The following is a 12,883-nucleotide window of genomic DNA, read 5'->3' on the forward strand; positions in this document are numbered from 1 at the left end:
GGGAGAAGCCTACGCCGGGAGCCGTCCGGTTGTGAGAGCTTGCTATTTGAACTGACCAGTCAGTTTAGTTAGACTCGGCTCAGACATCGTTACTCCGAAAGGCCCTGCCCGTGCTGTCTGCACAGCAACTTCACATCAACGGCCGGCGAACCGATCTCCTCCCGCCAACATCCCTCGAAGCCAAGCGCGGCGAACTCCTCTTGGTTTCCGGCCAAGGACAGGAACAACGGACCGCCCTGGCGCTGGCCCTCAGCGGCCGGATGAAGCCGGGCAGCGGGACGCTGAGCTGGGACAACCAGGCAAAGACCAAGAAGATCCGGACCGCCAGCGCCTTGGTGGACTCCCCCGGCGTCAACGAACCGGAACAGCACCTCAGCGTCCGTGACCTGGTCACCGAGGACCTGGCGCTCATCCCGCGCCGTTACCGCGGCGCATTGCTCAGCAAGCCATGGCTGAAGGTCAACCGGTTCGAGGACATTGCCGGACTCTGGATTGAACAACTGCCGGCCGGGCGCCGCTTGGAACTACTGACCGCCCTCGCATTGGCTGATCCCGCCGTGGACCTCCTGGTGGTCGACTCACCTGACCGCCATAGCGCCGGCACCGCCGAGTGGTTGCCTCGACTTCAGGCATTGGCCTCCGACGCCGGGCGGCCGCTCGCCGTCGTCGGGATCGTTTCAGCCCTTCCGGACAACTGGACAGGCCCCGCAGCGGTGATCGGCAACTCGGTCCGGCGCCCGGCCGAACCGGAGGCAGAGCCGACACCCGAAAGCACCGAACCTGTTCCAACCCACCACCTCCAAAGGACTGCACCGTGACTGTTCTGCGGCTCGCCCGCTCCGAACTCAAGCGCATGACCGGCGGGCTCCTGCCCAAGCTGACCATCCTCGCCCTCACCATGGTCCCCCTGCTGTACGGAGCCGTGTACCTCTACGCGAACTGGGATCCGTACGGAAACCTGGACCGGATCGACGCTGCCTTGGTGGTGGAAGACAAGGGCGCCACGTCACAGGACGGCGCGGAACTGCAGGCCGGCAAGAAAGTGGCAGACAACCTGGTGGACGGGCACGTCTTCAACTGGAAACAAGTCGCCAACGCCGAGGATGCGGACGCCGGAGTCAAGACCGGCAAATACGCCTTCGCGTTGCGGATCCCCGAGGACTTCTCCGCGAACCTCGCTTCTCCGGGCAGCTTCGACGCCGCCGATCAGGCAATGCTCCACGTCACCACCAATGACGCGAACAACTACCTCCTGAGCACCATCGTGGACAAACTCACCACCGCGGTGCACTCCACCGTGGCCAAGGAAGTAGGCGAGGAAACGGCCAACCAGCTCCTCACAGGCTTCGGCACCATCCACGCCTCCATCGTCAAAGCCGCCGACGGCGCCGGGGAACTCGCTGACGGCGTCGGCAAGCTCCGTGATGGCGCTGCAACCCTTCACGCCGGCACCACGGAGTTGGCTACCGGCGCCGACCAACTGGTTGACGGCCAGACCAGACTCCGTGACGGCGCCAATCAGCTCAACACCGGAGCCGGCCAGCTCAGTTCCGGGCTCAACGAATTGCAGAACAAGACCGCCACGCTCCCCGCGGACTCCCAAAAACTCGCTGACGGGGCCGCCCAAGTAGCCGCCGGAAACGCGCAGCTGAACGCGAAGGTGCAGGACGTCGTCGGGCAGCTGGACGCAGCGGACAAAGGCTTACGGGACCGCGTGGTGGAGTCCAACGCCAAGCTGGTCGCGGCAGGGGTTTTAACTCCTGAACAGGCGGCCAAGGTCCTGGCGGAGTTCGACGCGGCATCGGCTTCTGGCCCTGTGACGGATGCCAGGACGAAGATCGCCGACGACGCGGCCAAGATCCAGCAGCTCTCCGACGGCTCAGCCGCAGTGAGTGCCGGGGCCGCGAAACTCGCCGCAGCAACGCCTGCGCTGACGGACGCCATCGGCAAGGCCTCCGCCGGCGCGGACCAGCTCAGCAGCGGTGCATCCACCTTGGCAAGCGGCCAACAGGCCGCGTTGGAGGGAGCCACCAAGCTCGACGGCGGCGCACACCGGCTGGACGACGGCGCCGGACAACTCGCCACCGGAGCAGTGACGGCATCCGAGGGCGCCGGCACCCTGGCCTCTGAACTGTCCAAGGGCGCAGGCGACATTCCGAACCCCAATGACGAACAGAAGAGCAACGTTTCCAAGGTGATCGCCGACCCCGTGGCGGTGGACAACATCTCCCAGGCCAAGGCGAGCTCCTATGGCGCGGGCCTGGCACCGTTCTTCCTCACTCTGGCCCTGTGGATCGGCGTATTCATGCTCGTTCAGGCCATGCGGCCGATCACCCAACGGGCACTGGCATCCAATGCCCGCTCATGGAAAATCGCTGTCGGCGGCTGGCTGCCGTTCTTCGCCGTCTCCGTCCTGCAGGCCACCATCCTGACGCTCGTCGTGGACCTGGGCCTGGGGCTGAACCCGGCACACCCCGTGGGCACGTGGCTGTTCATGCTGGCCGCGGCGATGGCATTCAGCGCGATCATCCAAGGAATCGTGGCCTTCCTGGGTACGCCGGGCAAGTTCGTGGTGCTGATCCTGCTGGTCCTCCAGTTGGTGTCCTCGGGGGGCACGTTCCCTTGGCAAACCACGCCGATGCCGCTGCACGTAGTCCATGAAGTCCTGCCGATGGGTTACGTGGTCACCGGTATGCGGCACCTGATCTACGGTGGCGAACTGACCATGATCTGGCCAACGGTACTGGGCCTGCTTGGCTACACTGTGCTGGGAGCAGTACTGTCCACCCTTGCAGTCCGCAAACATAAGACGTGGACCCTCAAGACGTTGAAGCCGGAGATCGCCGTATGAGCACCCCAGAGGCCGCACGGGCCCGCGCTGTCACCGTCCGGGCTGCCGACGTCACGGGTGCCACCGGAAAGAAGCTGCGTCCCGAGCGCACGAACGCCACCAAGCAGCGTCTTTTCGAGGCCTCGATGGAACTCATCGGCGAGCGCGGCGCAGCCGGCGTGACCGTCGACGAGATTGCGGCCGCAGCCGGAGTCTCCAAGGGCACGGTCTATTACAACTTCGGCAGCAAGTCGGACTTGATCGCCCAGCTCCTGCGCCACGGCGTGGACATCATGCTCGGACGCCTCCAGGCCATTGAAGGGCAGGTTGCGGACCCCTTGGACGCCATGACGAACATGGTGGAGCAAGCCATGGAGTTCATGGACGACTATCCCTCCTTCGCGCGGCTGTGGGTCAGCGAAAACTGGCGCGCTCCAGGTGAGTGGAGCGCGGTGTTTGCCGAACTCCGGGGTGAGCTGCTGGCCGTGATCGGGTCGGCGGTAGACCACGTGGCGGGCGACTATCCCGTTGACCAGAGCATTGCCCGGGGAAGCCTGGAAGCGGCCATCCTCGGTGCCATCTTTGTGGTGGGACTCGACCGCCAAACCTACAACCCGGAACGAACCCGCGGGCAAAGCGTGGCCGCCGTGATGACCATCATGCACGGGTACGTCATCAAATAGCCTGCGCTTACCCCGGCAGCCACCCCGGTTCCCCCGAACGGTACAGAACTGCAATCTACGACGGCGTGGCGTAGCGGCTTGGTCGGCGATGATTAACCCCATGCGTCACATGGGGAACAGTGGAAAGCTCGCGATCGTAGCCGCTTTCGTCTCCCTCGGGCTTTTGGTGTTGGCCGCAGTGGTCCTTGAAGAGGTGGTTCTTTACCTCTTCCTTGGCGCCGTCCTCACTTGTTACCTGGCCTCGCTGGTCCAGGTGTTCAACCGACGCCGCTACCTGGTTGTCCTTCTGGCCTCGGCGGGCACCACGCTGTTCATCGGATTTGGCATAGCCTTCCTCCGGATGTGGGGGCTGGCATTCAACCAGGATTCCAACGCAATGGGCAGTGCCGTCAGCAGCCAGGACTCGGACATTTACTTCTACCTCGCCGCCGTTGCAGGCGTGGGAACTGTGGCGGTCCTGTTCCTCGGCGCCGTGATGCCGTCATTCGGCTCGCGAACGGCTGCTCCTGCTCCTGCCAAGCGGCCCGCCCCTGTTACCAAGCGGGCATCGGCCCAGCGGAAACCAAGCCCGCCACCGGCCCAGCGGGCACCCTCCCAGCGAAATCCGACCCCGCGCCCGGCCACCCAGGCCAAGCGCCCCGCTCCCCGTAAGCCAACGACGCCTGCCAAGCGGCCGGCGTCGAACGCTTCCACCCAGCGCAAGCCTGCCACCAAGCGCTAGCTGCGAGGCCCGCCCTGCGCCCTAACGCGGAATCTTGAGGCGCTCACCGGACCTGACAACGGATCGTTTGCGGGGCATACTCAGCACTGCCGTCGCCACGCCGAGGAGCAAGACCAGGCCGCCCAGGATCTCGGCGGCGGTCGGGACCTCGCTCAGCACCAGCCACGCGGCGGTCATCCCCACCACCGGAACCAGCAGCGTGAACGGCACGACGTCGGAACTTGGGTAGAGCGTCAGCAGCCGGTTCCAGATTCCGTAACCAACCAGGGATGCGAAGGCGGCCGTATACAGCGCGCTCAGGATGGTTGCCGGTTGCAGGTCAACAATGGTTTCCAGCACCGCTTCCGGACCGTCCACCGCAAGGGACAAAGCCACCATCGGCAGGGGAACCACGGCCCCGGACCACACCACCAAGCCCAGGCCGGACGTGGCTTTTGAGTGCCGGGCCACCACGTTTCCAACTGCCCAGGACAAAGCGGCGGCCAGCACGATCATAAGCGGCAGCACCGGAGCCACGGCACTCCGGCCCAAAGCCACTACGCCCAAGCCGGCAATGCCCAGGACCACGCCCACCATCTGCCTCCGCGTCGGCCGCTCACCCAGGAACCGTCCGGCAAGCAGGATCGTGAAAAGCACCTGCGCCTGAAGGACAAGCGAAGCCAGCCCCGCCGGCATGCCCAGCGCCATGCCCAGGTACAGCAGCCCGAACTGCCCTGCGCTCATAAAGAGCCCGACGCCGAGAATCGCCTTCCAGCCCACGTCAGGTTTGCGGATGAAGAAGATGCAGGGAAACACCACCAACAGGAAACGAAAGGCCACGAACAACAACGGGGGAACGTCCCGGCCGTCGGGGTGCAGGCCGAGGTCAATGGCAACGAAGTTGATGCCCCACAGCACTGCAACGAGCACTGCGAGCAAGGAATGGCGAAGGTTCACACGTCCACTCTTACGCTCATTTCAATGAAGCACCAGCGTTGAATTCAGTACGCGACAATGTAGATTTACTTCATGATCGATATCTCCACGCTCCGGGCCTTGGTTGCCGTCGATCAGCACGGGTCCGTGGTGGCCGCATCAGAGGCAATGGGTTACAGCCCGTCCGCCGTTTCGCAGCAGATCAAGAAGCTTGAGAAGCAGGCCGGAGTCGCCGTGCTCGAGCGCAACGGGCGCGGGGTACTCCTCACCGAACGTGGTGTTGCCCTGGCCGGATACGGGCGGCGCATTCTGGGCGAGCTCGAGGAATTGCAGGCAACCCTGCTGGCGGATCCGGAGAAGCCGTCCGGCACACTCCGGCTGGTGGCCTTCTCCACAGCCTGCCGTGGCCTGGTGGGCCCCATGCTGGGACGGATCGCGACTACCGATTCCGAGCTGGAGGTCAGCGTGCTCGCCGAGGACCCGCGCGAGGCCATCCAACGCGTTGCAACCGGCGAGGCCGAGCTCGCGGTGGTCCACAACTGGAACTCCGTGCCACTCGTGATCCCGGAGAACATGGCCCACGAAGACTTGTGCCTCGACCAGGCCGACGTCCTGCTCAACGTCAGCCATCCGCTGGCGGCGAGGACCGCCGTCGAACGTCTTGACCTGTTGGACGAAACGTGGGTGAGCACTCCGGCGGGAGCCATCTGTAACGAGGCCTTGCTGCAGATCTTCGCTGGATTGGGCCGCGTGCCGGATATTCGCGTCTACGATCCCGACTTTTCGACGCACATCGCCATGGTGGAACAGTCGGTGGCCGTGGCGCTGGTCCCCCGGCTGGGCAGGCCGCCACTTCCGGCAGGGGTTGTTGCCGTCCCGGTAGTGAATCCCGTGCAGCAGCGCGCCGTAGGGATCGTGTACCGCAAGACCATGGCAGCGAGTCCCAACATCCGCCACACGGTTCGCCTTCTCCGGGAGGTGGCCGCCGCTGAAGAGCTCCCCGCGGTCCCGACTGACTCGCATTAGTGGTTGCCAAAAGCGCTGAGAACAACCCCTAATGCCAGCCAGTTGGGGTAAGAGGCGGGGGGTTAGTGGCGCGGCACCTTGAAGTGGATCAATCGCGCGTCTTGCCCGTCGAGCTCAGCCCAAGGCTTCTCCGTCTCCAGCACGGTCAAGGCGCTGGTCGGGTAGCGGGTGGCGGCATCCATGTAGGCGTCGTGGTCCGAGTCCCGGGAAGCCAGACGCATGGCAAGGTCCTGCACGCCCGGCATGTGGGAGATCACCATCAACGTAGTAACTGTGTCCGGTACGTGGTTGATGACCGCGAGCATCTCTGTGGCCGAGGCTGCGTACAGCCCGTTCTCGAGCTTGGGCGTAGGAGCTTTTTCGCCCAGTTCATCGCAGATCCACGTGCAGGTCTGGCGCGTGCGGAGCGCCGAGGAACACAGGATGAAATCAGGGACCACCTTGTGCTTCAACAGCCATTTTCCGGCCAACGGGGCTTCGCGGTGCCCGCGTTCCTCGAGGGGGCGTTCATGGTCGGGCACACCCACGGGCCAGTCCGCCTTGGCGTGGCGCATGATCACAAGCCGTCTCAGGTGGTGGTCGCTCATCCAAATACTTTATAGCCGCGCCAGCCAGATGCTCACTGACCAGACAAGACGAAAGGCGGCACATTCCGTCAGCGCCGTGGTTGCTCGAGTGAGCGCAGGCGCAGAGGGATGTGCCGCCTTTCGGCAGTTACAGGATCAGATCGAGTATTCCGGAGCGGCCCAGACGATGACCTCGGGGTGCTCGTAAAAACGGTAGCCCTGGCCACGGACCGTGCGAACGGTGTTGGCGAGGCGGCCCAGCTTGGAGCGGAGACGACGGATGTGGACGTCGATGGTGCGCTCGTTGGGGACTTCCTCGGCGTTCCGCCACAGGCCTTCGAGGAGCTCGTCACGGCCCACCGTGCGGGTGCCGTTCTCCACGAGGTAGTTGAGGAGTTCGAATTCCTTGAACGTCAGGTTCAGCGATTCGCCGTCGAGGTGGACTTCGCGGCGGGCGAGGTCGATGAGCACGCCGGACGGGCGCGCCTCCTGCTGGGGCGCCGGACGCGCGGCTTCGGTGCGCTGGCGTGCGGCGACGGTGGGGTCACCGAACGTGGAACGTACGACGTCGAGTGCCGACCCGGGTGCGCTGGCGGGAGCAACGGCGACGGCGGCATAGCTTTCCGCGCCGGTCACGAGCGACTGGGCGTAAGCACGAATTTCCTGGGCCAGCTTGGCAATGGAGGTCCCGGCAGCAGCTGCGGTCTCTTCGTCAATGCCCATGTAGAGCACGAATCCGCGGGCTACGTTGTCATTGGCCACGGGCCGGAGGCGCTCGGACTGGGCCACCACCGGAGTGGGTGCCGTCATGGCTGCGGGCTCGGTAGCGGCAGGCACGGCGCGCAACTGTCCGTAGGAGTTCGGGTTGTAGCCCTGGGGAACGTAGCCCGGAGCCTGCTGGGCAGCAGCCTGGGTACCGGGTGCGTAACCGGGGCGGTTACCGAAACCGGGGCGGAGGCCGGCGTTGGAAGCGGCCTTGTTGGCGTTACGGACGGAGATGTGGACGTATCCGGATGCAACTGACATGGAGTGCTTACCTCAAAAGTGAATAGCCGTCATCGCGGCTTCGAATGCTGGTGTCCCCGCAATGAGTTTTGGGGAGGGGCGCCCAACGGTGGGCTAGGGGGCGAATGCCTGAAACTTTTCTTGGGGTGGGAAGTTAGGCTTGCATTCGACAACAGCGGGACTCGTCGCCAGCGGGTGTGCTGGAGAAGATTGCTGCGGCTGCAGGTGCTGTTGAGTTCTTGTTCACATTGGAAGTGTGCAACGTAACAATGACAACACGCAAGTAACAAAGGGCGGAAACGTCCACATTCTGAGATAAGCGCGAGTATTGTGCCGCAAATCACAATTCAGCGGATCGCAAAAATGAATGCGGTTTTGTTCGGTCAAGGGCAGAAATATTGCGTTCTGGCTGAACTTTCTTCGATCAATGGGGCATGATGCCCCTCTGGATTCCCGCGAGCGCCCGACCAGCGGAATCTCACGATCTGAAACGGATGCTGTCCAATCGAAGTGGACGCCAGGCTCGATATTCAGGCTTCCAATCTGCTAAAAGCTCCGAACGCCACCTGCGAACCCCCGTGCAGCCTCAGTGTCCCCGATTGTCGCGGCGCCGTGGCGCATCCTGCCCCGCCCTTCGTTGGGGCACATCCCGACCGCGGCGAATCCGGCAAGGCGACGCACCGGCGTCGTGATCTCTGTTACCTAAATGTGACTTTCGCTTTAACCTCCTGTACCGTCGAACGAGTGGGTCGCCCCAACCTTGGCCCACACCCGGGATGCGCCGAGCTCTGCCACTTCCCGGAGTTCCGTTCTGATTTCGAGGCAGAGACGGGGGACCCAGAGTCTCCGGGCCAGGCATTGCGCCGGTCCTTGGGGTGAAGCCGCAGCTACACGCGCGGCCGGATGACCTCATCCGAACCCGACAGCTAACTCCGCAGGCGCTGAGAGGTAATCACACATGTCTGAATTCAAGGATCAGTCGCGCCATGAGGCGCGTCACCGTGACGAGAACAACGCTCCCCTGACCAAGTCGCAGAATGTTCTGAAGAACGCTGCCCGCCAGGGTAGGACCGGCCACCGCATGTCGGTAGCAGCCGGCGTCGTCGCAGCCGCGCTGGGCGTTGCATCGCTCGGGCAGGCCGCAAACGCCACGTTCAACCTTCCGGAGATGAGCCAGGCGGCACAGACCCAGGCTTCGGTCCAGGTGGACCCGCAGACCCGCGAGAACGCTGCCGCTGAAGCCGCCGCCCAGGCTGAGGCCGCCAAGCGCGCCGCTGCTGAAAAGGCCGCAGCTGCGAAGGCCGCTGCTGAAAAGGCTGCTGCGGAGAAGGCCGCCGCCGAAAAGGCAGCAGCTGACAAGGCCGCCGCCGAGCAGGCTGCTGCTGCCCAGGCTGCCGCTGAGAAGGCTGCAGCCGACGCCGCCGCCAAGGCCGCTGCGGACAAGGCTGCGGCAGAAGCTGCTGCCGCCGCTGCCGCCCCCAAGGCCGTTGACGATCCTGCCGCTGCCAAGGCCTACGCTGCCAGCATTCTGGCCAACTACGGCTGGGGTCCGGGTGAAATGACCGCCCTGAACACGCTGTGGGAAAAGGAATCGAACTGGCGCACCACTGCCACCAACGCTTCCAGCGGTGCTTACGGCATTGTCCAGTCGCTGCCCGCCGGCAAGATGGCTTCCGCCGGTGCTGACTGGCAGACCAACTACCAGACCCAGATCAAGTGGGGTCTGAACTACATCAAGGAACGCTACGGCTCGCCGTCGGCAGCCCTGGCATTCCACCTGGCCAACAACTGGTACTAAACCCGGACGTTGCCTGAGATGCCGCTCCCGTTGCCGCCACACGCACCAGTACCTACTGGAGCGTGTGGCGGAAACGGGGGCGGCTTTGGCGTTTAACTAGGCTTCGGGTTCCTGCTCCACCGCACGCCGGACTGCTTCCACCGACGCCGCCACATCGGCGTCGTCCGTGGACCAGTTGCTGACGGAGATCCGCAGGATATCCCGCCCCTGCCAGGAAGACCCTGACATCCACACGACGCCTTCTGCCATGAGCCGCTGGGTAATCCTGCGCGTCCGTTCGTCGGTCCCGAAACTCACCGAGACCTGCGTGAACACCACGTCATTGAGCACTTCCACCCCGGGGATCGAGGATAGGCCGTCAGCGAGCGCCCGCGCGTTCGCGGCCAGCCGCTCCACCATGTCGATGACACCGTTCCGGCCCAACTGGCGCAAGGCTGCCCACACAGGAATTCCGCGGGCGCGGCGGGACATCTCCGGAACTTTCTCGAAAGGGTCCCCCGGCCCGGCATCCGTCGCTATCAGGTAACTCGTATGAACGCTGAAGGCACGCCTCATGGCTTCGGGGCGGGCCACGATTGCCAGGCCGCAATCGTAAGGAACGTTGAGTGTCTTATGGGCATCGGTGGCCCAGGAATCGGCGAGCTCCACACCTGCCAGGCGTTCCCGCAGTTTCGGGCTCGCAGCCGCCCATAAACCGAAGGCGCCGTCCACGTGGACCCACGCCCCGCGGTCGCGGGCCACTGCGATGGAGTCAGCCATGGGATCGAAGGCACCCGAGTGCAGGTTGCCTGCCTGGAGGCATACGATCGCCGGGCCGGGTTGCTCTCCCATGGCGTCCTCAAGCGCATCAGGCAGGATCCGGCCTTCCCTGTCTGCGTCCACGGGAACACATGTCCCCAGGCCCAGGTACCTCAAAGCGAGGTCCACCGCAGCGTGCCGCTCCCGCCCCGCGAACACTGTGATCCTCGGTGCCCCGGACAGGCCGAGGCCTTCCAGGTCCCAGCCGGCCTCATCCATCAGGTGCTGTCTTCCCGCGGCAAGCCCGACGAAGTTGGCGGTCGTGGCCCCCGTGGTGAAGCCGACGTCGGAGGTGGCGGGCAAGTGCAACAAGTCAAGCAACCAATCGGCCGCAGACTCCTCGATCGCTGCCGCCGCCGGGGTGGCAAAACGCAGGCCCGCGTTTTGGTCCCACGCGGAGACAAGCCAATCCGCCGCCATGGCAGCCGGCAAGGTGCCGCCCATGACCCAGCCGTAGAAACGTCCGGACTGGATGGCCATCAGTCCCGGTTCGGCCAGTGCAGCCAGCTCATCAACGACGGCGGCGGCATCGGCAGGTTCGTCGGGGAGCCGCGGCAGGATGCTTGCGGCGACCTGGTCGGCGTCGGACTTTGGGCGGACTGAACGGGTGGGCACCGACGCGAGCCAATTGGTGGCGTGCACCATGGCACGCTCCAATGCAGCACCGTATGCCTCCGGCAACGCTGACATGCGCACAGCCTACTCCCGCCCGGGCGGGTGGAACAGGGCTAGAACGTGAGCGTGATGACGTGGCCGCCGTCGTCGTGCCTCACGGTCTCAACAGCCACCGCCGAGTAGTCGGGAATCCGCCACATGCCAGGTTCCAGTTCCGCTTGGTGCGCGGCGGCCTTGCCTACAACCACTGTCCGCATCCCGGCGGCCCTTGCTGCGGCAATGCCTGCGGGTGCGTCCTCGAAAACCACGACGTCGGCCGGGTCGGCACCGAGCAAAGCCGCGGCTTTGAGGTATCCCTGCGGATGCGGCTTGCCGCGTGTTACGGCTTCGGCGGTGACCGCCGTCGAAGGCATGGCGAGTCCGGCGGCCTGCATGCGGATATCGGCGAGGATGCGGTCGGCCGAAGTGACCAGTGCGATGGCCTCGTCCGGAAGAGCTTCGAGCAGGGCCTCAGCTCCCGGCAAGGCAATGATGCCGTCTGTGCGGTTGCGTTCCATCTCGCCCAGTTCGGCGGTGAGGGCAACGACGTCGGAATCCGCCGGGGCGTACCGGCGCACCGTGTCGCCGGCCTGGACGCCGTGGGAGGTCCGCAGGATCTCGGTGTAGTCAAGCCCGTAGCGTTCTGCGAATTCCAGCCAGACCTGCTCTACTACGGCCGTCGAATCCACCAGCGTTCCGTCCATGTCAAAGAGGACGGCGCGAACGGTGAGGGTTTGCCGGGAATGTCCCGGATCAGGCTGTGCGGCAGGAAGGATCATGGTTCCATCCTGCCGCACAGTGAGCCTGCATTGGTTACCCGTTGGGCCGCTGTGGGAGGTACTGCACCGCCCACTTATTGCCGTCGGGATCGGCGAAGTACACAAAGTGGCCCCAGTCCTGGACGTCGACATCGCTGACGTCCACCCCGTTGGCCTTGAGCTGTTCATGGGCCTTATTGATGTCCGCCACCACCATTTGAAGGCTCGGAGCGGTGCCTGGAGGTGCGTCCGACAACCCTTCTCCGATGGCGATGGAGCACGCCGAACCCGGAGGAGTGAGCTGGACGAAGCGGACGCCGTCGGAAGGTCGTTCGTCGTAGTCGGCGTTGAAACCGACCTTGTTGACGTAGAAATCCTTCGCGCGATCGACGTCGGACACAGGGACAAACACCAGTTCAAGTTTCCAGTCCATGCGCCACAGGCTAGCGGGGCACGACGGAAAGTAATAGGGGTCTATGCCTAGCCGGCGATCCCGTACAGGCGGTCGCCCGCGTCGCCGAGACCGGGGACGATGTACGACTTCTCGTTGAGTTTCTCGTCAATGGACGCCAGAACAATGTTGACGTTGGCGTCGGCGAGTTCCTCTTCCAGCTTGGCCAGGCCCTCCGGAGCGGCCAGCAGGCAGATGCACGTGACGTCCGAGGCTCCACGCTTGAACAGGAACTTGATGGCCTCGCGCAGGGTGCCACCGGTTGCGAGCATGGGATCCAGGACGAATACCTGGCGCCCCGTCAGGTCCTCGGGGAGGCGCTCGGCGTAGGTGATGATGTCAAGGGTTTCCTCGTCGCGGGCCATGCCCAGGAACCCGACCTCCGCCGTCGGGACCAACTTGGTCATGCCTTCGAGCATGCCCAGTCCGGCGCGGAGGATAGGGACAACCAGTGGTGTGGGCTTGGTGAAAGCGGTGCCGATGGTCTTGGTGACCGGGGTTTCAATCTCCACCGGTTGGGTCTTGACCTCGCGGGTGGCCTCGTAGGCCAGGAGGGTCACGAGTTCTTCGGTGAGCTGCCGGAAGACCGGTGAGGGGGTGTTCTTGTCCCGCAGTACGGTGAGCTTGTGAGCGACCAGCGGGTGGTCCACGACGAGTGTGCGCATCCCCCAAAACTAT

13 protein-coding genes and 1 riboswitch are annotated in these 12,883 nt (G+C 64.5%); of the genes, 6 read left to right on the forward strand and 7 right to left on the reverse strand.

Annotated features, from left to right (window positions below; all coding sequences use genetic code 11):
• The first annotated feature begins 110 nt into the window (after window positions 1-110).
• The 4 genes from HMI59_RS17555 to HMI59_RS17570 all read left to right on the forward strand — a co-directional run bounded on the left by HMI59_RS17555 (window position 111) and on the right by HMI59_RS17570 (window position 4,234).
• Entirely contained in the window at window positions 111-818 is a 708-nt protein-coding gene (locus HMI59_RS17555) for an ABC transporter ATP-binding protein (protein WP_193592023.1), read from the forward strand.
• Window positions 815-2,851 carry a YhgE/Pip domain-containing protein gene (locus tag HMI59_RS17560; protein WP_193592024.1) on the forward strand — a complete coding sequence of 679 codons (2,037 nt, stop codon included), beginning with the start codon at window positions 815-817 and terminating at the stop codon, window positions 2,849-2,851. Before HMI59_RS17555 ends, HMI59_RS17560 begins: the two co-directional genes overlap by 4 nt.
• Window positions 2,848-3,513: a TetR/AcrR family transcriptional regulator gene (locus HMI59_RS17565; protein ID WP_021474552.1), complete on the forward strand. Its 666-nt coding sequence runs from the start codon at window positions 2,848-2,850 to the stop codon at window positions 3,511-3,513. Before HMI59_RS17560 ends, HMI59_RS17565 begins: the two co-directional genes overlap by 4 nt.
• A 100-nt stretch (window positions 3,514-3,613) precedes the next feature.
• Window positions 3,614-4,234, forward strand: a complete 621-nt coding sequence (locus HMI59_RS17570) for a hypothetical protein (protein WP_227471438.1) — start codon at window positions 3,614-3,616, stop codon at window positions 4,232-4,234.
• Window positions 4,235-4,255: 21 nt separating this feature from the next.
• Here HMI59_RS17570 and HMI59_RS17575 read toward each other — a convergent pair whose 3' ends face one another.
• Window positions 4,256-5,170 (reverse strand): EamA family transporter, encoded by a 915-nt coding sequence (locus tag HMI59_RS17575; RefSeq protein ID WP_021474554.1) that lies wholly within the window; start codon window positions 5,168-5,170, stop codon window positions 4,256-4,258.
• 72 nt (window positions 5,171-5,242) lie between these two features.
• On the opposite strand from HMI59_RS17575, the gene HMI59_RS17580 reads away from it, so the two are divergent.
• Window positions 5,243-6,175: a LysR family transcriptional regulator gene (locus HMI59_RS17580; RefSeq protein ID WP_062095226.1), complete on the forward strand. Its 933-nt coding sequence runs from the start codon at window positions 5,243-5,245 to the stop codon at window positions 6,173-6,175.
• A 62-nt stretch (window positions 6,176-6,237) separates the two neighbouring features.
• On the opposite strand, the gene HMI59_RS17585 is transcribed toward HMI59_RS17580, so the two are convergent.
• Window positions 6,238-6,762 (reverse strand): histidine phosphatase family protein, encoded by a 525-nt coding sequence (locus HMI59_RS17585; protein ID WP_062095224.1) that lies wholly within the window; start codon window positions 6,760-6,762, stop codon window positions 6,238-6,240.
• 135 nt (window positions 6,763-6,897) lie between these two features.
• On the reverse strand, window positions 6,898-7,767 hold the full coding sequence (locus HMI59_RS17590; RefSeq protein WP_021474557.1) for a winged helix-turn-helix domain-containing protein: 870 nt from the start codon (window positions 7,765-7,767) through the stop codon (window positions 6,898-6,900).
• 778 nt (window positions 7,768-8,545) lie between these two features.
• Window positions 8,546-8,699, forward strand: a riboswitch (cyclic di-AMP (ydaO/yuaA leader).
• Window positions 8,700-8,704: 5 nt separating this feature from the next.
• Between HMI59_RS17590 and HMI59_RS17595 the strand changes: the two genes are divergently transcribed.
• Window positions 8,705-9,544 (forward strand): hypothetical protein, encoded by an 840-nt coding sequence (locus tag HMI59_RS17595; RefSeq protein WP_021474558.1) that lies wholly within the window; start codon window positions 8,705-8,707, stop codon window positions 9,542-9,544.
• Window positions 9,545-9,640: 96 nt separating this feature from the next.
• Here the strand turns inward: HMI59_RS17595 and HMI59_RS17600 are convergent, their stop codons facing one another.
• From HMI59_RS17600 to upp, 4 genes are read right to left on the reverse strand one after another with little or no spacing between them, the layout of a single operon-like run.
• On the reverse strand, window positions 9,641-11,032 hold the full coding sequence (locus HMI59_RS17600; RefSeq protein ID WP_021474559.1) for a pyridoxal-dependent decarboxylase: 1,392 nt from the start codon (window positions 11,030-11,032) through the stop codon (window positions 9,641-9,643).
• Between the two features lie 38 nt (window positions 11,033-11,070).
• On the reverse strand, window positions 11,071-11,775 hold the full coding sequence (locus tag HMI59_RS17605) for an HAD-IA family hydrolase (RefSeq protein WP_193592026.1): 705 nt from the start codon (window positions 11,773-11,775) through the stop codon (window positions 11,071-11,073).
• A 34-nt stretch (window positions 11,776-11,809) separates the two neighbouring features.
• Window positions 11,810-12,187 carry a VOC family protein gene (locus HMI59_RS17610; RefSeq protein WP_021474805.1) on the reverse strand — a complete coding sequence of 126 codons (378 nt, stop codon included), beginning with the start codon at window positions 12,185-12,187 and terminating at the stop codon, window positions 11,810-11,812.
• Between the two features lie 47 nt (window positions 12,188-12,234).
• Window positions 12,235-12,870: a uracil phosphoribosyltransferase gene (upp, locus tag HMI59_RS17615; RefSeq protein ID WP_021474806.1), complete on the reverse strand. Its 636-nt coding sequence runs from the start codon at window positions 12,868-12,870 to the stop codon at window positions 12,235-12,237.
• Window positions 12,871-12,883: the final 13 nt, after the last annotated feature.

Origin of the sequence: Paenarthrobacter sp. YJN-5 (assembly GCF_015040095.1) — a bacterium.
In the GTDB taxonomy this organism is placed as follows: Bacteria; Actinomycetota; Actinomycetes; order Actinomycetales; family Micrococcaceae; genus Arthrobacter; species Arthrobacter ureafaciens.